At 58.5% G+C, this 21,746-nt stretch carries 18 protein-coding genes; 9 read left to right on the top strand and 9 right to left on the bottom strand.

The window, feature by feature from the left end:
- Positions 1-48 precede the first annotated feature (48 nt).
- The 4 genes from LYZ69_07000 to LYZ69_06985 all read right to left on the bottom strand — a co-directional run bounded on the left by LYZ69_07000 (position 49) and on the right by LYZ69_06985 (position 9,006).
- Positions 49-2,730 carry a hypothetical protein gene (locus LYZ69_07000; protein ID MDV3278197.1) on the bottom strand — a complete coding sequence of 894 codons (2,682 nt, stop codon included), beginning with the start codon at positions 2,728-2,730 and terminating at the stop codon, positions 49-51.
- Positions 2,684-7,405, bottom strand: a complete 4,722-nt coding sequence (locus LYZ69_06995) for a DNA topoisomerase VI subunit B (GenBank protein MDV3278196.1) — start codon at positions 7,403-7,405, stop codon at positions 2,684-2,686. The genes LYZ69_07000 and LYZ69_06995 overlap by 47 nt, the downstream gene beginning before the upstream one ends.
- 222 nt (positions 7,406-7,627) lie before the next feature.
- Entirely contained in the window at positions 7,628-8,233 is a 606-nt protein-coding gene (locus tag LYZ69_06990) for a KH domain-containing protein (GenBank protein ID MDV3278195.1), read from the bottom strand.
- Positions 8,230-9,006: a serine protein kinase RIO gene (locus LYZ69_06985; GenBank protein MDV3278194.1), complete on the bottom strand. Its 777-nt coding sequence runs from the start codon at positions 9,004-9,006 to the stop codon at positions 8,230-8,232. Before LYZ69_06985 ends, LYZ69_06990 begins: the two co-directional genes overlap by 4 nt.
- A 79-nt stretch (positions 9,007-9,085) precedes the next feature.
- On the opposite strand from LYZ69_06985, the gene LYZ69_06980 reads away from it, so the two are divergent.
- From LYZ69_06980 to dnaJ, 3 genes are read left to right on the top strand one after another with little or no spacing between them, the layout of a single operon-like run.
- Positions 9,086-9,634, top strand: a complete 549-nt coding sequence (locus tag LYZ69_06980) for a nucleotide exchange factor GrpE (protein ID MDV3278193.1) — start codon at positions 9,086-9,088, stop codon at positions 9,632-9,634.
- Positions 9,627-11,468: a molecular chaperone DnaK gene (gene dnaK / locus LYZ69_06975; GenBank protein ID MDV3278192.1), complete on the top strand. Its 1,842-nt coding sequence runs from the start codon at positions 9,627-9,629 to the stop codon at positions 11,466-11,468. Before LYZ69_06980 ends, dnaK begins: the two co-directional genes overlap by 8 nt.
- Positions 11,469-11,479: 11 nt before the next feature.
- A complete protein-coding gene (gene dnaJ / locus LYZ69_06970; protein MDV3278191.1) occupies positions 11,480-12,568 on the top strand; it encodes a molecular chaperone DnaJ in 1,089 nt (362 codons plus the stop codon).
- On the opposite strand, the gene LYZ69_06965 is transcribed toward dnaJ, so the two are convergent.
- Both LYZ69_06965 and LYZ69_06960 read right to left on the bottom strand, forming a co-directional pair.
- A complete protein-coding gene (locus tag LYZ69_06965) occupies positions 12,550-12,861 on the bottom strand; it encodes a DUF424 domain-containing protein (GenBank protein MDV3278190.1) in 312 nt (103 codons plus the stop codon). The two genes, dnaJ and LYZ69_06965, sit on opposite strands and share 19 nt — an antisense overlap.
- Before the next feature lies 1 nt (position 12,862).
- On the bottom strand, positions 12,863-13,279 hold the full coding sequence (locus LYZ69_06960) for a translation initiation factor IF-2 subunit beta (GenBank protein MDV3278189.1): 417 nt from the start codon (positions 13,277-13,279) through the stop codon (positions 12,863-12,865).
- 77 nt (positions 13,280-13,356) lie between these two features.
- On the opposite strand from LYZ69_06960, the gene LYZ69_06955 reads away from it, so the two are divergent.
- From LYZ69_06955 to metG, 6 genes are read left to right on the top strand one after another with little or no spacing between them, the layout of a single operon-like run.
- Positions 13,357-13,701, top strand: coding sequence for a VOC family protein (locus LYZ69_06955; protein ID MDV3278188.1), 345 nt, complete (start codon positions 13,357-13,359; stop codon positions 13,699-13,701).
- 53 nt (positions 13,702-13,754) lie between these two features.
- Complete coding sequence (locus LYZ69_06950) at positions 13,755-14,561, top strand: S-methyl-5'-thioadenosine phosphorylase (protein ID MDV3278187.1); 807 nt, start codon at positions 13,755-13,757, stop codon at positions 14,559-14,561.
- Complete coding sequence (locus tag LYZ69_06945; GenBank protein ID MDV3278186.1) at positions 14,561-15,100, top strand: adenine phosphoribosyltransferase; 540 nt, start codon at positions 14,561-14,563, stop codon at positions 15,098-15,100. The genes LYZ69_06950 and LYZ69_06945 overlap by 1 nt, the downstream gene beginning before the upstream one ends.
- Positions 15,087-15,833, top strand: coding sequence for an MTAP family purine nucleoside phosphorylase (locus LYZ69_06940; GenBank protein ID MDV3278185.1), 747 nt, complete (start codon positions 15,087-15,089; stop codon positions 15,831-15,833). The genes LYZ69_06945 and LYZ69_06940 overlap by 14 nt, the downstream gene beginning before the upstream one ends.
- A 1-nt stretch (position 15,834) precedes the next feature.
- The gene (locus LYZ69_06935; protein ID MDV3278184.1) at positions 15,835-17,067 is read left to right on the top strand and encodes an adenosylhomocysteinase; all 1,233 of its coding nucleotides are present in this window, start codon (positions 15,835-15,837) and stop codon (positions 17,065-17,067) included.
- Positions 17,068-17,113: 46 nt separating this feature from the next.
- Complete coding sequence (gene metG / locus LYZ69_06930) at positions 17,114-18,775, top strand: methionine--tRNA ligase (protein ID MDV3278183.1); 1,662 nt, start codon at positions 17,114-17,116, stop codon at positions 18,773-18,775.
- On the opposite strand, the gene LYZ69_06925 is transcribed toward metG, so the two are convergent.
- The 3 genes from LYZ69_06925 to gcvPB form a co-directional block, all read right to left on the bottom strand.
- A complete protein-coding gene (locus tag LYZ69_06925) occupies positions 18,776-19,804 on the bottom strand; it encodes a hypothetical protein (protein MDV3278182.1) in 1,029 nt (342 codons plus the stop codon).
- Positions 19,805-19,916: 112 nt separating this feature from the next.
- Positions 19,917-20,231 carry an iron-sulfur cluster assembly protein gene (locus tag LYZ69_06920; GenBank protein ID MDV3278181.1) on the bottom strand — a complete coding sequence of 105 codons (315 nt, stop codon included), beginning with the start codon at positions 20,229-20,231 and terminating at the stop codon, positions 19,917-19,919.
- 41 nt (positions 20,232-20,272) lie between these two features.
- Positions 20,273-21,682 (bottom strand): aminomethyl-transferring glycine dehydrogenase subunit GcvPB, encoded by a 1,410-nt coding sequence (gene gcvPB, locus LYZ69_06915; GenBank protein ID MDV3278180.1) that lies wholly within the window; start codon positions 21,680-21,682, stop codon positions 20,273-20,275.
- Positions 21,683-21,746: the final 64 nt, after the last annotated feature.

Below are 21,746 nucleotides of genomic sequence, written 5' to 3'. Positions count from 1 at the left end.
GTCTCGGCCAGCCAGAAACCATTGAGTATTAGAAGTTCTCGGCGTAGCCTAGGCGCTTTTCATGAGTTCGAGCTTCTCGGGCAGATACTTGTCGACTATGTAGCTGAGGCCGTACCTCGCGAACGCCTCCTGCTCGCTCTTCTTCTTGATCTTGAGGAAGGTGTCGAGTTCGTCGTGCCACATCTTCTCCGTGTACCGCGGGTCGGCCTTCAGCTCGTAGAGCCTCTTGATGTCCACATCAGTGAGCTTGTCCGAGGGAAGCTTGTACTTCACGATGTCCGAGGCCCAGACGCCCAACCAGACGGCCTTGGGCGTCGTCAGCTCCCTCAAGTGCGCGGCGTTGGCTGAGTTGTGCAGAACAATTCCTGACCGACCTCCTATGAAACGTTCCTCGCCGGGGATCGAGAAGTCATAGACATACTCATCAACTTCCTCTGACTGTTCAATCTGGGCGACCGGGTCGAATGCAACGTCACTCTCGACCAGTTTCAACACGGCCTTCGCTTTGCTCACCACCTCCTCAGGTGTTCGGCGTGACGAGCAGGCTAACAGGTGTTCGAGTGTCTGAATGACGCGCGCCCTGTTGATTCCTCCTTCTGTCCCCTTCGCTCTTACCTCACACAGCCGACGGTACGTGTACCTGCTTCTGAGGTCGTGATAATTGTGCCTCCCTATTTCCTGCCTAATTTCCATCAATCTGCTCGCGACTGCTGGAAACGCCTTGGGCATTAGGTACGAACTGCTCCCCCCAGAGGTCAAGTGCTGCGCTATGAATACCATGTCCTTTTGATGCAAGATGACAGACTGAACCTTCTCCACCTCGGTTCTTCCTGAAACCAAGAGCGAGAAACCGTCCTTGCTGATGGAAGTCATTACTCCCATTAAGCCGAGCAGGTACGAGAGCTGGGCTATCAGGAGCGGGTTTTTCATCTTCCAGCACAGGGTGCCGCTGTTGATGACATAGCCATCGCCGAAGCAACCCCGCAAGTACTCAAGAGCGTATACTTCCTTAACGGAGAGGATTTGCTCCGGGACGCGCTTGTTCGCGAATCCTGCACCACATAGCTTCGCAAAGAGCGCTGCGATTGGGACAGAGGAGAGGGTCAGCGTGACGCTGTGCCCTTCCTCGTCAGCGCTCAAAGAGACGTGGCAGCCGGGAAAGACGGAGCTGAAACACTTCTTGGCGTCCTCGACGACATCGACCTCCTCCAAGTTGAAGCACAGGTTGACAGAGTGAGGTCGTCCTCCGGCGTAGCCGATCCATCCTTCTGCAGTGTAGTAGCCCAGCAGGCGTGCGAAGTCCTTTGTCAACCAAATGATGGCGGGACATGGGTTCCTGCGGGTTCCCGCCCTTGACCTCGACATGATGTAAGAACCGTCTGGCGACTGTCCAAGGTGCGGCGACTTTGAGAAGAAGGACTCGTCGAGCCTTCTCCTCCTGTGGTGAGGAGAGGACACGCCCTTCCGTATTAGATATAGGCCGAGCTGTCCAGAGTCGGGTTGCTCCAACAACTCCCTCGCTACGTCGAACATTACTGTCGGTTTCCGGTCGATTGACGATCTCCTCGATATCGCCAAGAGGTCACCCACCCTGATTTCCGAGGTGGGAGCCGAGACGATTCTTCCCTCCCTCAGAACGAAAACGCTGTGGTTCGGCGTAACCCAAACCGATCGGCCGCTGTCGCTGGTCAGCTGGTACATCCTCCCCACGTGCCTGTGGCGGATGACCGACGAGATGGGCCTGAAGACCACCTTGTTCCGGTCGTCCAGGGTCAGCGCTTCGTATGGCACTGCGAATGTAACTTCGTTCCCGTTCTCGTCATTCATGCTGCCGTATGTCCCCAGACATTCGTCCACGAACTCTCCAATCGGCGTCACTTGGATTCGCCCGCCAGCATCTCGGACTACGACAGGCTCGTCGCGCCTGACTGAGCCTGATTTTATGACCATCGCGATGTGCGCCCCCCAAGGGTCGGCATCGCACAGTATCCCCACCGGAAGCTTCAGCTCCTGGTTGAGGCGCCTCAGGAGATAGCGGGTGGACCTCGGCGGCTGCCCGGCCGTGTTGATGAGTATCGCCTTGTACTTCCGATGGACTCTCTCCTCCACGAACCTTGTGAAAAGACCGCCCTTCTCTATGGCGAGGACCATCTCGGCGTCGGTATCTGCGAACTCCGCAGTTGTCAGTGCAGGCCCGATCATGACCCCGTCAGGGTTGGCAGAGAGGTCGGCTTTCTTCCCCTCGTAGCCGGGGACCGTGTACTCGATGGTCATGTTGCCGAAAATCGAGCTTCTCTCCTCAGGGTAGATGTTGAGCCCCTCCCTCGCCATCTGCATCAAGACCTCGAGGTCTGTGATTAGCTCGTCGGACTCGGCCTGGTCGACGAACTCGACGTTGAACGCCTGCGCGGAGTAGTAGACATCTCTCAGAGTCGACGTCCGCTTCTCCTCGACGAGCTTCTTGGCGAAGTAGGCCAGCCAGATGAGCTGCGTGAAAGGCCTGATGTGCTTGATGTTGGCAGAGGATCTCTTCACTTGTGCAGAACCGAGGACGAACTGCTGAAGCTTCTTGTCGTAGACTATGTTGCCCACGGACCTGCTCGCCAAGGTCAGACTGGGGAACCTGCCCGCGTCCAGGTCGGAGTAGACGGTCCGCCCGAGCTCCTTCAGGAGCGTCTGGGCGCTACTCTTCCTTGCTTCCGCTGTACTCGTCGATTTTTTCTTGGCCAATCTCTGTCTTCTCCGGTTCAGTCTCTGTCTTCTCCTCCTGTTCGGTCTCGGTCTCAGTTGAAGCCTCCTGCTCACCCTCGCCTATGAGCTTGCGGTAGCGGGGCATCTTCTTCTGGTCCGCGAGGTCCGTCGCGAACTTGGCGATTAGAGGAAGGTACTTGCCGTATATGTTCATCTTCCTCTGGACTGCCTCCATGCTGCCCTTCTTCGAGAGGTACAGCCCCAGCCTCCTGAGCGCCTCCCTGGCGGCGTTCCTGATCTCCCGCTCTATCTCCGGCCTGTCCGCGATGTACTCCTTGCCGACAGTCTTGTACGGAATCCTCGTGCTGCAATTATGAGAGAATATCCCAAGTCCGTGTAGATAGTTGGGGAGGGTGTCTCTCTCTGTCTCAATGTTGTAGTAGCTCCCCTCGTAGGGAAGGGAATCGATTCGAGTCACTTTGACGAATTGAACGTCCCCCTTCGCAACCTTGTCTAGCACGTCGACGTGAAGAAGCCCAGAGGCGGTCGAAATGGAGATTCGGGATCCGGGCTCGAAGGCGCCCCCGATATGCTGCCTAACTGCGGAAGGGATTACCCCCCTTTTGTCGGCCAAGATGAAGGCGGGGATTTTTTCTGCTAGTGAGGGTCTGTACTCGCGAGAAAGCATTCCTCCGTGTGAAGCGACGACCGAATGGTACAAGTGCTCGGCCCGACTGGAATTCTCGCCACCTTGTATATCAATCAGGTTGTGGTTGTGGTAACTCCTTAGAGTAGCATGCGAACCGACCAGTTGTTGCAGCATGAAGATTCCATACGCAAGTTCCGAACTCGACGTCGTGGCCTGAATTCGACCGGACTTCCGGTAAAGGTAACCGTCCCCAACGAAGTATGAATCCAACATTTCTTCAGCGAATTCACTCGCGCAAGAGAAGACAAAGTCGGGGACGCGCTTCGAATAGGAGTCCACTCCCGCTCTGAGGCCATGAGTGAACAGCAACGAAAACGCCTTGTTGTAGACAGTGATTTGGACTGCCTTGTCTTCTTTCCATTGAATTGGCGCGTCAAGTCCGAACAGTGAATATAGAATGTCCCTGACCTCGCGGTGAAGCGCGAGTTCGTTGCGGTGGAACGAAAATGACACGAAGTTGTTCTTGGACTGATTGCTACATCCCTCCGATAGATAATAGCCGAGTAGTCTCGCAAACCTCTTGTCAAGCCTCAAGATCGCGGGGACGGGCTTCCCATGCGAGCGGTACCCCATGATCAACAATCTTGCCCTCTGGGTTCCGTCGCTCTCCAGCCTGAGGTATGCCCACAATGGCACTCTGTCATGCCTTCGCCAGTTTCCGATTTGCGAAGCATCGACGCTGAGAAGCTTGGAGAGCGTCGACTTGGTCTTGCCGTAGAGCAGGTTCTTAGCGCCTAGTACTGTGATTTCCCTTTCCAGACCCGCTCTTGCAAAGAGGTCAATCAAGTCAAGAGACTTGGCCAGGTAGGTATTCGTTTGGGGAAGTCTCTTCGATGCGATTAGATATTCATCCAAAGTTATGCTGCTTGCTGACTTTACTTCAATGCCCCTGGGAGTCATGACTAGAAGAGGGTGCTCAGGGCTGACGTGCACGACCCTTCCCTCTTCCGACGTGATTCGAAGTACACCCCCACCAGGCCGTTTCATGAAACGCTTGATAGGAACGTATTCCACTTGGAAGGTGTCGGGGTTCAGCGACGGAACAAGAATGTCCCTAGTAGGGGTGATGTATCTGACATCGCCTTCGCATTTGATATTGCATGACCGATTCTCCTCCTGATCGACCAATTCCCCAATGGTCGTAACCTTTGCCTGCCCATCGACCTTGGCCAGGAGTTTTTCGTAAGCTGGCAGGCAAATGTGCGTTATCACACCGACAGGCGCCTCCTGCGGGACGTGATAGCGCCTCCAGTCCAACTCTTCGTTGACGACTTCGAAGCTGACATCACTCGACTCGTCATAAAGAAGCGGGATGCGGTTTGCGAACCTGAACAGCTTGATCCCAGGCTGCAGGATCTTTCCGCCGTAGACGACGGCTACCTCGACCAGGAACGGGAAACCGGAGTAGGAGGACGGCGGTCTCGCCACTACGGTTGAGAACTCGGGCTGGAGTTCCTTGTTCACTCCCGCGAGCAGAATCTGCTCGCCGACTGGGGAGAGGACTGCGGCGTCGGGCTGGAGGAAGTCAGGGAACCTCTGGAGCGCGTCGACCATGGCCACTATCTGGTTGTTGTTCAGCCTCTTCGGAGGGAGCCTGGGGCTGATCCCCGCGAACTCGAGGAATCTTGTCGCTATCCTCTCCCCCACCCTGTGGAAGTGCGAGACCATGAAGGTCTTCATGTCATGCTCTTCCGACAGCTTCACGATTCTCTTGAAGGCCTCGACGTCAATGCCGTGGGGATGGGGCAGCGTCTCCTTGGGCGGGATCGGCATCGAGCTTGTGGCCCGCTCGTAGAATGTCACCTGGCCCAAGGGGTCGATGAACGTGATGTTGGCGTAGCTTGCGACCAGGGCTGTCTGTTTGAAGTAGTCGCCTATCTTCTGGGAGGCGCGCAGATAGTCGCCCTCCAAGGCCACGTCTACCCTCGTCCCTGTCGTCCCGTCCGCCTCGCTCGAGGACCGCTTCAGGACCACGGGCCTGTTCTCGCCTATGTCGATTATCATCTCGAAGGTGTGCTTCTTCTTCCCGTCGTGGGACGTAGTGATCACGACAGGTTTGTTGGTCGTGATCTGTCCGTAGAGGATAGCCATCGTGCCACCGAGGCCGAACATGCCCCTCGACTGCCGAAGGACGTACTTCGAACCGTAGAAGACCTTGCCGAAGGCGCTGGGCACGTGCTGGGGAGCCACGCCGGGGCCGTTGTCGGTGACCGTCAGGCGGTACGGCTTCGGGTCTGGGATGTCGGGGGAGGGGTTCTCGGAGATCATCCTGACGTAGACGTCAGGGGGCGTCCCGGCCATCTCGCACGCGTCGAAGGAGTTGTGAAGGAGCGCGACAGCATGCCCGCCAATGAACCTCTCGACTCCCTCAACCGATATGTCGTAGACCCACTCCGAGTCTGACGGAACCTGCTCCACGTTCTTGACGGCCAGCGCGCCCGCGTCGGACCAGACCACCTTCCTGAGTGCCTCTGGCAAGTCTTCAGCAGCGAAATTGGTCCTTAGCCAGTTCTTCTGCACACTCTTGTGATATGCGTTAGTCAGGTTGGTCCGCGGTTTCCTGACCAAGGACTCTCTAAAGGGCCCGACGGCCAGCGAATCGCACTCTGGGGCCAGACCCTCTCGAATATAGATGAGGTACGAACCCCTGAAATACGTACTCCTTCCTTTTACCACCCGCTCGCTTGCTTTCTGGTAGCCGCATGCGAAATGCCGGCCCAGCAGAGTAAGGAGGTACTTGAAGTCGGTGAAGAGGCGCTCGCTCGAAGTTGCAAGCGTAATCTTTCGGTTTCGCTTCGAAGTTTGAACGTGGCCGTCTCCGCGGATGTATGCGTTGAGATATTCTGAGGCGAAGACATCCGAAGAGTTGAACACAGGCCACGGAATGCGCTTGTCTTCCGACCGAGTCCCTGTGCGTAGAACCTTCTGGAAGAGGAACGCAATCGTGGCATCGTTGACTACGACGTTGACCGCGGTTTCGTGCTCGACTGTTACCGTTGGTTCTATGTTGAATACTACCTTCAGGCAATTGACCAAATCGGAGACGTGGGTGCGTAGCTCGTGTGTTCCGAAAGAGAAAGAAAGTTTGTAGCCTTTCGAGATTGAGCCCTCGCTCGTGAAGTAACCCAATATTCGCATGAGCTCAGGCGAAATCTTGAGCTTGGCCGGCAGGCCCCCCCGCCCCTGCCTTACCGAAATGGTGAGCGCCACGGCGTCCAGTCCGTCAATGGGGTTCTCCCGCACGTACAGGTACGGGACGGAGTCGGTGTGAACCCAATCCCTAGGGATGGCATAGCGGGTGCGACCCCTCTTGGAAGTCATCGCATAGACACCCCGAGACAAAGTTTCCAGTTGGCCTCTGCGTCGCAGAGCACCAATCAAGTTCTCTGCATTGGCGAATCCAAGACTTTGGGAGTTTGATCGTAGCTCTTCGAACGTTGTTTCTTTGCCTCCAATAGTCGCGAGCAGAACTGCCTGTTTCGATGGTCTCGTGGGGTACTGCCTGGATATGCCGTGCACCATGATCAGGCCCATGTCGTCGTCGCCCAGGGCCGCAATCTCCTCAAGAAGGTCTATCTCGGTGACTTCGCGAAGTAGGTTTGTCGTGGCCGAGGGTACCAATACCCTGTCCCCACGAGCTAGGAATCTGGTTTCTTTGCATGTCACTCCCAATCTTTCGCCGAGAACGAAGACGTTGTGGGAAGATGTAGTTCGAACGGCTCTTCCTTCCTGAAGCTTGACCGACCAGAGTTTCGCAGGAGACCTGTGCTTGAAGACCGATGTCACTTTCCTGAAGCACATCTTGAGGTTCTCATCAAGGGTAAGGACCTCGATTCCGTCTGAGGCTGCCCTGTAGTGCGTGGAGTCGAGCCGCATGCAGCCCCTCCGGCTGAGTTCTCCTTCTACCAGCTCGCCTATTGGCGTGACTTGGACCCTACCGCCTACGCGCACCAGCACAGGCTCATCATATGGGAAGGAGTTCTCGACCAACTCCCTGACGGCCATGTAGAGGGCGCGGGCCGGATTTGTGAAGCCTGCGAGGTCGCGGTTACGGTAGAAAAAATTCGGACGGGCTTATCTCCGCGAAGGTAGCCAAATCAGCTCATCACCTCCGCAGCCTCGTAGTACCATGCATCAAGTCTTCCCTCGTCAGACTGACCAACGAGTGAACCCCCAATAACAAACATGCAGACCTGCCCGCTCGAGCAGTATGTATGTGAATCGGATTCATGGTGAACCCTCGATTTTGCGCAAGTGCTCAGCTATCGTCTCTGGAGAGAGGCCTTCCCAGAGGAACATCCGCTCCATCTTGCGCTTTGTTCTTGCCTTCTGCAGCATGTTGTAGACCGTCCTGTGCTGGCTTCCCGAAGCGAGCATCTTGACCGCCTCTGAGGCAAGCTGGACCTCCGCCGCGTCCCCTATGATGGAGACAGTTCTGCCGTAGACTGAGAGGTAGCACTGCGTCAGCTCCTCGATCACCCTCCTCGATTTGCCCTTCAGACCAATGACGCGGCCCCTGATCCTGGCTAGAGAGTTGGTGTTGTTCCCACCGTAGTCACGGAGGTCCATCACCTCCAGCCCGACGCCTTCCTCTGCGAGGCGCCTAGCTCTCTGGGGCGAGAATCCCCTTCCGATTGCCTCTACCACCCTCACCGCGGTGAACGGGTCGGCCTTATCGACCGAGGTCGCTTTCACGGACACGACGCCTTCCTTGCTGTCTACGGTGAGTTCTATGCCGAGCTCGTCCTCTAGCTGTTTCTTCGTGACACCCTCCCTCCCAATCAGCGCGCCTACCCTCTCCAACGGCACCCGGACGGTCTGCTCGAAGCTCATTCGGTCAACCTCTTCAGGAGCACGTCTGCTTCATCCTCGAAGATGCCGCGCCTCCTAAAGAACCTAACCACGTTGAAGAGGTCCCTGAGGAGGAACTCGCGCGCCCTGGGATGAGAAGCCAGCACGGCCGAACCCATGTCGAAGAGGAGCCTCTCCTTCCCCCACTTGAAGATGTTGAATTCGGAGAGGTCGGCGTGGACGAGCTTCGCCGCCTTGTAGAGCTTGGAGACAGACGCCAGCGTCCAATCGTAGTCGTCCCTGTCCACCTCTGTCTCAACGAAGGTGGGGGCGGCCCTGGGCGGCTCGCCGATGAACTCCATGACAAGGATGTTCCTGTAGAACCCAGTGGGCTTGGGAACCCTCACCCCGACCGAGTCTGCCAACTGGAGGTTCTTGAACTCCTTCTGGACCCAGAGGTTGATTATCTCCCTTGAGCCGGCAGGTAGCCTACCGAACCTCCTGTCGCCGGCTATGTAGGCCATACGCTTCTTGAACTCCATGCTCGCAGTGAGGTATATCTTCACAGCAACCGGGGTACCGGCCGGGTTCACACCGTAGTAGACTCTGGACTCCTTCCCCGCCGCCACCACTCCGTGCAGGTCGCGGAGCTGGCGCCTCTTCACTAGTTCCTCCACAGCAAGGAGGGTTTGCCTGTCGAAGACCTCCTCCATCACCTTTCTCTGGTCCGAGTCCTTCCTGAGGTAGCGGTTCTCGCGCTCGGAGCGGAACATCCTATCCTCTACCTTCCTAGACTCGTCCTCGCCTTCTTCCACGCCGTGGCGTATTTGGTGCAAAATTTATAGATTGGAGAACGTACGTCCAAAAGGACGCTCGAGCCAAGGAGTTGTTCGGTTGTCAGATGAAACAGTGAAGCAGAGCATAGACCGTGAGGGAGCGAGCGGAAGCGCTGTTCCCGAGGCGCTGCTGGCCCAAGAGAAGAAGAGAAGCGAGGAGCTCCTCATGAAGCTGAAGTACCTCCAGGCTGACTTCGAGAACCACAGGAAGAGGGCTGACAAGGAGATGAGGGAGGTCGAAGAGGCTTCCGTCAGGGGACTTGTGCTCAAGCTGCTGAGCGTCCTCGACGAGCTGGGGCTCGCGACGGAGAACGCCAAGTCAGGGAAGGGAGGGGAGCTGCTGGAGGGGATCAAGATGGTCCACAAGAACCTCAACGCTGTGCTCGAATCCGAGGGGCTTCGGAAGATCAAGGCGGTGGGAGAGCCGTTCGACCCGAAGGTGCACGAGGCGGTGGAGAAGGTGGAGGGGTCTTCAAAGGGCGATGTGGTCGTTGGCGAGATCAGGCCAGGATACATGTTCAGGGGGCAAGTCATTCGGCCCAGCATGGTAAAGGTTGAATTGGCGTCGAAGGTGGCCAAGGTGGAGGGAGCGAAGAAGCATGAGTAGCCAGCGAGAGAAAATTCTGGGCATAGACCTGGGAACGACCAACTCGGCAGCTGCCGTCATCGAGGGAGGCCGGCCGGTGGTCATCCCGAGCGCAGAGGGTGCAACTCCGGCAGGGAAAATGTTCCCGTCCGTAATTGCCCTCACGCAGGAAGGGCAGCTGCTGGTGGGGGAGCCGGCGAGGCGCCAGGTCGTCACTAACCCCGAGGGCACGATTTTCGAGATCAAGCGGAAGATGGGGACGGACTATAGGGTCAGGGCGTTCGGGAAGGAGTACTCGCCCGAACAGTTGAGTTCGTACATCCTTCAGAAGATCAAGCACGACGCCGAGGTTTTCCTGGGTTATCCCGTCAAGAAGGCAGTGATCACAGTGCCGGCCCACTTCAACGACAACCAGAGGCAGGCCACGAAGGACGCCGGGGAGATAGCGGGCCTCGAAGTCGTCAGGATAATCAACGAGCCGACCGCGGCTTCCCTTGCCTACGGACTGGACAAGTCTGAGAAGGAGATGAAGATACTGGTCTTCAGCTTCGGCGGAGGCACTCACGACAGTACGATAATGGAGTTCGGCAAGGGTGTCTTCCAGGTTCTGGCAACGTCCGGGGACACGCAGACTGGAGGGACGGACGTAGACAATGCAGTGATGGGAGTGCTGCTTCAGGACTTCAAGGCGAAGACTGGGATAGACCTCAGGTCTGACAGAACGGCGATGGCAAGACTCAAGGAGGCAGCGGAGAAGGCCAAGATAGAGCTCTCGAACCTCATCTCGACGGACATAGACCTTCCCTTCATCGCATCAGATTCTTCGGGTCCAAAGAACCTTCACTACACCCTGACGCGGTCCAAACTGGAAGAGGTGGCCAAGCCGATAGTCACGAAGACGGAAGAGACAATCAGGAAGGTGATGAACGACGCGAAGCTCTCGCAGACGCAGGTCGACAAGGTCATTCTCATCGGCGGGATGACGAGGATGCCGATGGTCAGGAAGTTCGTCGAGGACGTGGTGGGCAAGCCGGCAGAGAGGGGTGTGGACCCGATGGAGTGCGTGGCCATCGGAGCTGCGGTACAGGGTGCCGTGCTGGCGGGCGAGATCAAGGACATCCTTCTGCTCGACGTCACGCCACTCTCGCTCGGGGTCGAGACGCTGGGTGGTATCGACGAGAAACTCATCGAGAAGAATGCGACGATCCCGACCAAGCGGAGCAAGGTATTCACCACAGCCGCCGACTTCCAGACCGCTGTCACCATTCACGTCGTCCAGGGCGAGAGGCCCATGGCCGCCGACAACGTCTCTCTGGGCATGTTCAACCTGGCAGGGCTCCCGCCTGCCCCGAGGGGTGTCCCGCAGATTGAGGTTACGTTCGACATCGACGCGAACGGTATCCTCGTGGTCGCGGCAAAGGACGTCGGGACTGGAAAGGAGAACAGGATTACAATCACCGCTTCGACGAAACTCTCCAAGGAGGAGAAGGAGAGGCTCGTCAAGGACGCCGAGTCTTACGCCGAGCAGGACAAGAAGAAGAGAGATGAAGCTGAACTCAGGAACGAAGCAGATTCGATTCTGTACACCGTGGAGAGGACGAAGAGAGACCTTGAGGGAAAGGTCGAGAAATCTGCCCTGGAAAGGGTCGACGCGGCAGCGCAAGAGCTCAAGAAGGCCCTCGACGGCAAGGACGTAACCGCGATTCGAGAAAAGAATGAGACGCTGAAGAGGATTCTACAGGAAGTGGGCGCGTCAGTCTACCAGCAGGCCCAGAAGCAGGGAGCGCCGCCCGGCGACCAGGGCCAGAAGGGGGACGTCAGCGACGCTGACTACAAGGTAGCAGACGACAAGTAGCGGTGGGATAGTTGGCCGAGAAGGACTTCTATGCCGTCCTCGGAGTTCAGAAGGGAGCCTCGAAGGATCAGATCAAGGACGCCTACAGGAAGTTGGCCATGCAGTTCCACCCCGACAGGAACAAGTCTCCCGGGGCTGAGGAGAAGTTCAAGGAGATTTCGGAGGCCTACGCTGTCCTCTCAGACGACGAGAAGAGACGACAGTACGACGCATACGGGCAGGAAGGATTCTACCAGAGGTACAGCCCGGAGGACATCTTCAGGGGGGCCGACTTCGGCGACATCTTCCGCGGGATGGGATTCGGCGGCTTCGACGACCTCTTCGCCCAGTTCTTCGGTGGCGGGACCAGGCAGCGAGCGAACAGGGGAGAGGACCTCACCTACCATCTCGAGCTGAACCTCGAGGACCTCATCGAGGACTCCACGCGGGAGGTCGATGTGCCGAGGAAGGAGATATGCCCGACGTGCGACGGCAGCGGGGCCAGGCAGGGCACCTCTCCCAGGACGTGCGGAAACTGCGGAGGGACGGGTCAGGTCCAGAAGGTGCAGTCCGCGGGTTTCGCGAGGCTCGTCAGGGTCGCGACCTGCGGCAAGTGCGGCGGGAGGGGGTATGTCGTGGACTCGCCCTGCAAGGACTGCAGGGGAAGAGGGGTGAGGGAGAGAACCAGGAGGATCAGTGTCGTCATACCCGGTGGGGTGGACGACGGACACACGCTGAGGCTCAGAGGAGAGGGGAACGCAGGGGAGAACGGGTCTCCGCCCGGCGACCTCTACCTGGTGGTCAACGTGAAGCCTCATCCCAAGTTCAGGAGGGAGGACGGCGACATCTATCTCGAGACTCAGGTTGGCGCAGTCGATGCGATGATGGGTGCTGAATTGAGCGTGCCGACGCTGTACGGAGACGTGAAGCTGACACTCCCGGCTGGGACGCAGCCCGGGCAGCGCTTCCCAATCAGGGGGAAGGGACTCCCGAGGCTGGGCGGAAGGGGGAAGGGGGACGAGTACGTGAGGGTCAACATCGTCATCCCGAAGAACCTGACCGGCACGCAGAAGGAGCTACTCCGGAGATTCGCGGAAGAAGATCACCGGAGGAACTTGTAAATCATCAGGAACGGGACGTCCTCTATCTCGCGGACGGCCTCCTTAGCGCCCATGCTGTTGTCCAACGCAAGGGAGACCGACCTCTTCCCTGCGAGGTTCACTATGGCGCACGTCCTGATCAACCGAAGCGCTTCTCCCTTGTTCACGACTTCGCCGAAGTAGAACTCCTTGGAGATGTGCATCTGCAGCTTCCCCTCAGTCACAGTCCGCCCGATCAGTTCCTCGTCGCAGATGTTGACCAGGACGTTTCCCTTGTACTCCGCAGTTCTGACAGCGAAGCTGGTGTCGGCCACTCTACGCTACCTTTGCGACTGAGCGCGCGCCGCAGGCTTCGCACACCATGAACCACATGCGCTTCTCCTTCTCGAGGTGGGTGTCGGGGCTGCCACAGACTGGGCAGATGACGCCGTCCTTCATGTAGCGCTGAAGCAGCTGCAAGAATGACTCCTTGTCTTTTCTCCCGATGAACACGGCCCGCTCCCCGTCCAGCGAAGCCGCTGTTGCCAGCTCCTTCGCCAGGTACATCAGGACTCTGCTCGGCTCCCTGTTGAGGAGCTTCGGAAACAGGGAGTAGTTGCGGAATATCGTCTTGTTGCCGACCCAGAACACGGCCGGCTCAGGGAGCTCCATACGGAGTGCGCCCGATTTCTTGGCGTCTTTATCCAGTCCAGCCCTAGCCCTAGACAAGAGCTCGTCGTAGCTTCGCGCCATCAGGAGAAAAATCCCGTCTCGGGTATTTCAACCCTTCTGGGAAAAGACGTAAAGCATGATGGCGGAACACATCTGCCATGATTTCGAAGCGGTTCTCGGCTGCTGTTGTCGTCTCCGACTCGAAGAGGTCGGCGAGGTGGTTCAGGGAGAAGCTCGGCTTCCAGTCTTCAGTCAACGGCCACTGGGTGACAGTGTGGCCCCAGGGGTCGACAGCGCGGCTCCACCTGTGCGAGGGGAAGCTCGAGCCCGGAAACACGGGAGTAGGGTTCTACTCCAAGAACGTCGAACGCGACGCGAAAAGGATGAAGGCGAAGAGGGTGAAATTCACGAAGGACGTGAAGGATGAGGGGTGGGGTCCCTATGGGATGTTCTCCGACCCAGACGGGAACGTCTACTGGCTAATCGAAGGTAGCGGCCCCTGAGCGGCGACGCAGTCCGTTCAAAAGATTAAATCCGAAAGGTCAGAAGGCAGAACGTGAAGCCAAAGGCTGAGTTCGGCGTCTTCGGAGGTTCCGGCTTCTACAGCTTCTTCAGAAGTGCCAAGCTTGTAGAGATCGAGACGCCCTACGGCTTCCCTAGCGGCAAGCTGACTGTTTCGAAGGTGGCGGGCAAGGACGTGGCCTTCCTGCCAAGGCATGGCGTCCACCACGAATTCCCGCCCCACATGGTTCCATACCGGGCCAACCTTCGAGCCTTCAAGGACATCGGTGTCCGGAGGGTCTTGGCGCCCAACGCGGTCGGCAGCCTGAAGCCGGACGTCGAACCGGGCGACATCGTGTTCTGTGACCAGTTCGTGAACTTCACAAGTGGAAGGAGGGACACCTTCTTCGACGGGCCCGAGACGACGCATGTTAGTACAGCGGATCCATATTGCCCAGAGATGCGGAAGTTCGGCATAGCGGCAGCAGCGAGGCTGGGGATGAAGGCTCACCCCTCTGGGACAGTGGTCGTGATCCAGGGGCCAAGGTTCTCCACGAGGGCCGAGAGCAAATTCTTCACCGCCCAAGGGTGGGACGTCATCAACATGACCCAGTATCCGGAGGCTGTGCTCGCACGAGAACTGAAGATGTGTTACCTCAACATCTCTCTCGTGACAGATTACGATGTTGGCCTAGAGGGCGACCCGAGGGTGAAGCCTGTGAGCCACGAGGAGGTAATCAAGGTCTTCAACGCCAACGTGGCGAAGCTCAGGAGGCTGATAACAGAGATTGTGAAGGAGCTGCCCGGGAAGAGAGGGTGCGAGTGCGGGTCTGCCCTCGAACACGCGAGGTTGAGCGCCTAGTGGCGGGCCTCGAGGAGGAGATCGGGCGCGCCATCAGGAACGTGTCTGACTACCCCAAGAAAGGCTTCGTAGGCTTCAAAGACCTGACCACGCTGTGGAAGGACGGGCCCCTGGCCAAGAGGACCGTCGACGCCCTGTACGAATACGCGAAGGGCGAGCGGCCCGACAAGGTCGTTGGGATAGAGGCACGTGGGTTCATCGTGGGTGCGCCGCTTGCAAACAGGCTGGGCGTCGGGTTTGTCCCGGCGAGGAAGCCCGGGAAGCTCCCTTCGAGCAAGGTCAGCATCGAATACGAACTGGAGTACGGGAAGGATGGTCTCGAGATGCACACTGACGCAATCTCCAAGGGGGAGAGAGTGCTCATAGTCGACGATCTTCTCGCAACAGGCGGAACGTCGAATGCTGCGAGGGCGTTGGTCGAAAAGATGGGAGGAAAAGTGGTCGGATTCGCTTTCGTGGTCGAGTTGACTTACCTGAAAGGAAGGGAGAAGCTTGCTGGTTACGACGTCCACTCGCTGATAAGGTATGACACGGAGTAGCCCGACGGTCGCGGTCATAGCAGGGTCGGGAGTGACTGAACACTTCGAGCTCTCTAGGGAGGAGACCCTGACCACCAAGTTCGGCACAGCGACGGTCTTCTCGTCGAGGGACGGGGGCTTCCTCGTGCTCCCCAGGCACGGCCCCGGTCACGGCATACCACCTCACAGGATAGACTACAGGGCGAACATAGCGGCCCTGAAGAGCGTCGGGGTCAGGACGATAATAGCGACGAGCGCTGTCGGGTCGATGAACAGGAGGTTCAGGGTCGGCGAGCTCGGGTTGGTCAACCAGTTCCTAGACTTCACGAAGGGAAGGCAGGGCACGTTCTACGACGACACGGTCGCGCACACCGACATGACGAATCCCTACAGCCGGGAGGTGAACAAGCTAGTCCTGAGGGCGGCGAAGTCATTGGGATTGAGGGTCCACGACGGGCTTGTCTACGTCTGCGCTGAAGGTCCGAGATACGAAACGGCTGCCGAAATCAGGATGTTCAGGCTGCTCGGCGGCGACGTAGTAGGGATGACCGGCGTCCCAGAGGTCGTGCTTGCCAATGAGATGGGCATCAGCTACGTCTCTGTCGTGATTGCCACCAACTGGGCGGCGGGCATCCAGGAGAAGGTGAGCCACGAGGAGGTCATGAGAGTGATGAAGAAGGGCGGGGAGAGTGTGAAGAGGCTTGTCGAGGCAACGGTTAATCTCCTGGGCGGCGGGGGGCGGGGTGGGGAGTGACATGACTAGGATAGCAGACGCCAAGCTGGCAGATTCAGGCAAGCGGAACTTTCTCTGGGCCAAGAACCACATGGCAGCACTCACGACTCTTGCAGGGAAGCGGGCCGCGGGCCGCCCTCTCGAGGGGGTCACCCTCGGCGTGTGCCTCCATGTCACGAAGGAGACATCTGTCCTCATAGACGTGTTACTCAACGCAGGAGCGGACGTGAAGCTAGCCGCCGCCAACCCTCTCTCTACGCAGGATGACATAGCCGCCTACCTGGCGACGAGGACCGACGTCTGGGCGTGGAGGGGTGAGACGGCCAAGGAGTACGACTGGTGCATCAGGCAGGTCTTGGGTTCGAAGCCTGTACAGTTGATAGACGACGGGGCAGACATGCACGTCGCCGCCCACACCTCGGGAGTCAAGGGGATAGACGGCGGCTCGGAAGAGACGACCACGGGCGTGGTGAGGCTGAAGGCCCTCGAGTCGGAGGGCAGACTCCGCTACCCGATTATCGCTGTGAACAACGCCCAGACAAAGTTCCTGTTCGACAACAGGTATGGCACTGGACAGAGCACGATCGACGGAATCCTCAGGGCTACCGCCCTCCTCATCGCAGGGAAGACGGTCGTTGTCGTCGGATACGGGTGGGTCGGGAAGGGAGTGGCGATGAGGGCCAGGGGCATGGGCGCGAGGGTGACGGTCGTCGAGGTCGACCCCATCAGGGCGATCGAGGCTCACCTGGACGGATACGAGGTAACCAACATAACGGACGCCGCAAAGGTGGGAGACCTGTTCGTAACTTGCACCGGGCAGAAGGGCGTGATCCCCTTCACCGCGGTCGAGAGGATGAAGGAGGGAGCGATACTCGCCAACGCCGGGCACTTCGACGTAGAGATCGATGTGAAGACCCTCCTGGAGAAGGCGAAGAGTTCGAAGGAGGTCAGGAATAACGTCGACCAGGTGACGCTGCGGGACGGGAAGAGCGTTTACCTAATCGGGAAGGGAAGGATTGCCAACCTGGTGGCAGCGGAGGGGCACCCGCCCGAGGTGATGCAGATGTCATTCGCGAACCAGTTCATGGCCGCGCTCTACATCAGGAAGAACCACGCAAAGATGGAGCACCGGGTCCACGGCGTCCCTCCCGAGACTGAGGAGGAGATTGCACGCGCAGCGCTGACCTCGATGGGGATATCCATCGACGCGCCCACGAAGGAGCAGCGCAAGTACGCCGAGAGCTGGGCCATCTAGGACTGTCGGGCAAAAGTTATAATCGCTTGCGAGAGGCTTCCGCTAGGTGGCTGAGCTCAGCAGGGAAAACGTAATCATAACAGCGGCGCTTCCCTACGCTAACAACGACCTCCACCTGGGGCACGTCGCTAGCACGCACCTCCCACCAGACATACTCTACAGGTACCTCAAGCTCAAGGGGAAGAAGGTAATCCAAGTCTGCGCGTCGGACGACTTTGGGACGCCAATCCTGATAGCGGCCGAGAAGGAGGGCAAGAAGCCGAGCGAGTACGTAGCCTACTGGAACAAGAGGTTCGGGGAGGACCTGGAGAGCCTGGGGATCGTGTACGACCTCTTCGACAGGACGAGCTCTCCCGAGAACGTCGCCCTCGTGCAGCGTTTCTTCACTAGGCTCTACGAAAGAGGCCACATCTTCGTGTCGGAGGTCGGGCAGTACTACTGTGAGTTCGACAAGAAGTTCCTGCCTGACAGGTACGTGAAGGGCAGGTGCCCGTACTGCGGGGCCGAGGACCAATACTCCGACGGCTGCGAGAACTGCGGCCGCACGCTGCAGCCGGGACAGATCCTGGACCCACGGTGCGCAATCTGCGGGAGGCCGCCGACTATGAGGAAGAGCTCTCACTACTTCTTCAGGCTCTCAGCGTTCGCCAAGCAGCTTGAGAAGTGGCTCAGGGAGAACGAGCGGCTGCAGTCGGACGCGAAGAACTATGTGCTCAACTGGATAAAGGACGGTCTGCAGGACTGGGACATCACAAGGGACATCGAGTGGGGCGTCCCAATACCTCTGAAGGGGGCGGAGGGGAAGGTCCTTTACGGCTGGTTCGACAACCACCTCTGCTACATCACCACGGCTCTCAAGTTCGCAGGCAGGAGTGGAGGCGATGGAGAGAGCTACTGGAACGAGTCCTCGGTCTACCACTTCATCGGGAAGGACATCGTCTACCACCACTACCTGTTCCTGCCTGCAATGAGGATGGGGGAGGGGAGCTACAAGCTCCCTGACCTGATACCTACCAGGGGACACCTGCTCATTCAGGGAAAGAAGATCTCGAAGAGCAGGCACTGGATGGTGACGATTCGCGACTTTCTCAGACTCTTTCCGCCAGACTACCTCAGGTTCTACCTGACCAGGATAGTCCCCTACAGCCAGGCAGACGCGGACTTCAATTGGACGGAGTTCGGTGAGAAAATCAACAACGAGCTGGTGGCGAGCGTCGGCAACTTCGTCTACCGCGCCCTGGTCTTCGTGAAGAACAGGCATAATGGCGTCGTCCCCGAGCCCGGAAAGCCCGGCGGGGAGGAGGAGGGCCTCCTCGAAGAGCTCGGACGAGCTTGCGACGAGTCGGGTTCTCTGATTGAGCAGGGGCACTACGACAGGGCGCTCAGGAGAGTCCTCGAGCTATCGACGAAGTGCAACCAATACTTCCAGCACAAAGCCCCGTGGGAGAACGCGGAAGAGGAGCCTACAGCGATCTTCTACGCCTGCAACATGGTAGCGAGCTTGGCTGTGCTCCTGTGGCCATTCCTCCCGTTCAGCTCAGATGCATTCTGGACCCAGCTCGGCCTCCAAGGAAGTCCGGAAAAGGTTGGGTGGGAGGCGGCAAAGAGGCTGAACGTGAGAGCGGGTCAGAGAATCGGCAAACCCAGCCCTGTTTTCAGGAAGGTCGAGGATACGGACTTGGAAGCGGCAGCGGAACTACTGCACTGATTACTCGCAGGACTGGAGAGACTCAAGGCCCTCCGACAGCGCGAAGTCCATCTCCTCGTCGATGATTCTTCCGCCGAGTACCTTCGCCAAGGGGTCGTACTCGTCATACTTCGTCGACTTGAAGCCCGAGGCGAGCAGGCCGACCTGGAGCTGGGAAGAGCCAGAGTAGTTCACGGCATACTCCACGTCGACCGACTGGTTGTTGATCATGGAGCCCAGCCTCTTCATAGCGAGCCCGACTTCCGAGGCGGAGACGGTGGTGTCGCCGGTGAGAATCACTATCGCGTGGTTGGCCTCCTTCGTCTCGGCGATCTTCCCGATAGAGACTACGGCGCCGGCGAGTGCCTCCTCGGCCTTGTCGGGAGAGATTGAGCTTGACACTCCGAGCAGGGAGTACCCGTCCTGGAGGACGGTTCCGAGGACCTTGTTCAGGCCCACGGGGACGGCGGAGTCGGAAGGTCTCGCCAGTAGCGAGGAGAGTGTCCTCACGGCATCCCTGTTGGCGGATTCGTAAACGTCGGTTAATGTTGAGTCATTCGGCGAAGACCTGAGCAACGTGTCGTTGTCGATCACGATTACGCCCCTTGCGGCTTCCCGAAGCCTCCTGAGAGAAACGCCAGCGTAGAATTTCAGTTTCTTCTCGTAATCGAAGGGCATCACCGCCACCCCGACCGTTACTGCACCGGATTCGTGCGCCATGGCCGCGACCATAGGCGCCAGGCCGCTCCCCGTCGCTCCTCCCAGCCCGGCCACCACGAAAACGACCTTCGCCCCCTCCAGCGCGCTCCGTATTTCGCGACTGGATCTCAGCGCCAGGCCGCGCACCATCGCCGGGTTCAGCTTCTGGTCAACTGGGGATTCAATCTGTATCCTCTCGCCCGACAACAGAGGTTCGAGGTCGTTTCTGTCGCAAGAGATGTAAACGAACCTGTCGACCAGCAACGATTCCTTGCTCAGAAGAGAGACTATCCTGCTCCCCGCGCTCCCTATTCCAACGGCAATCACTTCAGCGGGGGTCTGGTCTAGCATCTTGGAGCGCAGACCACCTTATCCGAGTGGATTTACAAGCCAACCAATCAAGAACATAGACAAGTTGTTCACTTTATGTTGACTCTTCAAACACGAACTCAGGCGGCCGTTTTCACTGCGTCTTCTTGGGCCTGATATCATCCTTGTTTACAATTCTGTTAACGAGGTCGTCCATCATGTGGCCGCTGCACTCCACCCGCACAGCCACGACCCCTTCAACGGAAAGGGCAGCTTCTCGTATCTTCTTCCCGATGTCGACCGCAAGTGGGCTGTACGGCGAGAGCGGTTGGAACTTCACTCGGACCGACCCGCTGGCCATATCGGTGACCTCATTCACGATGTTCAGCTCTCCGAACTTGCGCGTTGTCTCCTCGTCGACGAGCTCGTTGAGCCTCTCGGTGACCTTCTTCGTCAGGTCGCTGTCCAACTGTGCGCCTCACTCCTCCTCTGGATATAAGACATTACCGTCTACCAGTGCACCCTGAGCGATAAGGGATGGGAGGCCTTGACCTCGTCCACCTTCCCCGCGCTCGTGTTCCTCGGAACCTCGCCGAGAGTGCCTTCAGACAGCGACTTCGCTATCTTGTTGAGCGCTACTGCGTATTCGTCCAGAATCTCGAGGGGCTCGGACTCTGTGGGCTCGATCATGAGCGCCTCGCTGACAATGAGCGGGAAGTAGACGGTCGGCGAGTGCATGCCGTAGTCCAGAATCGCCTTCGCCACCTTCATCGCCCCGCCGGAAAGCGGACTCTTGACCGAGACCACCGCCTCGTGCTTCCTCCAGAGGCCCTTGCCGTGGGACACTGGGAACGCCTCTGGGTCTAGCGTTCGCCATAGGTAGTTTGCCGCGAGTACTGCGAGCGAGGAGACGTTCGAGAGGCCAGTCGACCCGAGCAGCCGGATGTAGGTGTAGGCCCGCAGCAGCACCGCGGAGTTCCCCACGAAACCCTTCAGCGGCCCGATCGTGTGCTTGAGGTCATAATCCAAGTAGTACTCCCTTCTGCGTCGCGAGACGACCGGGACGGGAAGGTACTCTGCGAGCTTCCTGGCCACCCCGACAGGCCCTGCCCCTGGCCCGCCCCCTCCGTGAGGAGTTGCGAACGTCTTGTGCAGGTTCAGGTGGACTACGTCGAAGCCCATGTCGCCCGGCCTTGCCTTCCCCAGGAGGGCGTTCATGTTGGCGCCGTCGTAGTACATCAGACCCCCGGCATCGTGGACCGCCTGGCAGACCTCGACCACTTCGCTCTCGAAGAGCCCCAGCGTGTTCGGGACGGTGAACATCATGCCCGCCGTTTTCTCAGACACCAGCTCCCTGACTGCCTTCGCGCGCACCTGACCCGTCTCATCAGATGGCACCTTGACGATCTTGAAACCCGCCATCGCTGCGCTGGCGGGATTGCTGCCGTGGGCGGAGTCGGGGACGAGCATCTCGTCCTTCTCTCCCTTGCCATGGTCCCTCAGGTACTTCCTAATCATCAGCACGCCTGCGAACTCGCCTTGAGCACCAGCGGCGGTCGAGAGCGTGAACCTGTTCATCCCCGTAATCTCCGTGAGGAATTGCTCCAGCTCATAGAATATCGACAGGAGCCCCTGGACTGTCTCTGGCGGCTGGAGCGGGTGCGCGTATTTCATCCCGTCGGAGCCAGAGACGACCTCTGAGACCTTCGGGTTGTACTTCATCGTGCAGCTTCCGAGAGGATACATGCCTAGTTCCACTGAGAAGTTCATCTGCGAGAGACGGTTGAAGTGCCTCACCACCTGGAGCTCGGAGAGCTCTGGCAGGTTCAAGGACCCGCGTCTCATGCGCTCAGGTACAAGCGAGGATGGATTCCGCACGAGCTTCGAGGTCTTGGGGTCTCTGGGAGGGACGAACCCTATCCTACCTGGCCGGCTTAGCTCCTTCAGCAGGGGCTCGTCCCAGTAAGCCTGTCTGAACTTCCGC

The sequence above is a fragment of the Nitrososphaerales archaeon genome (assembly GCA_032906765.1).
Taxonomy (GTDB): Archaea; Thermoproteota; Nitrososphaeria; order Nitrososphaerales; family Gagatemarchaeaceae; genus DASPPF01.
Note: the sequence above shows the minus strand (reverse complement) of the source record. Positions and strands in the feature narration are given on the sequence as shown.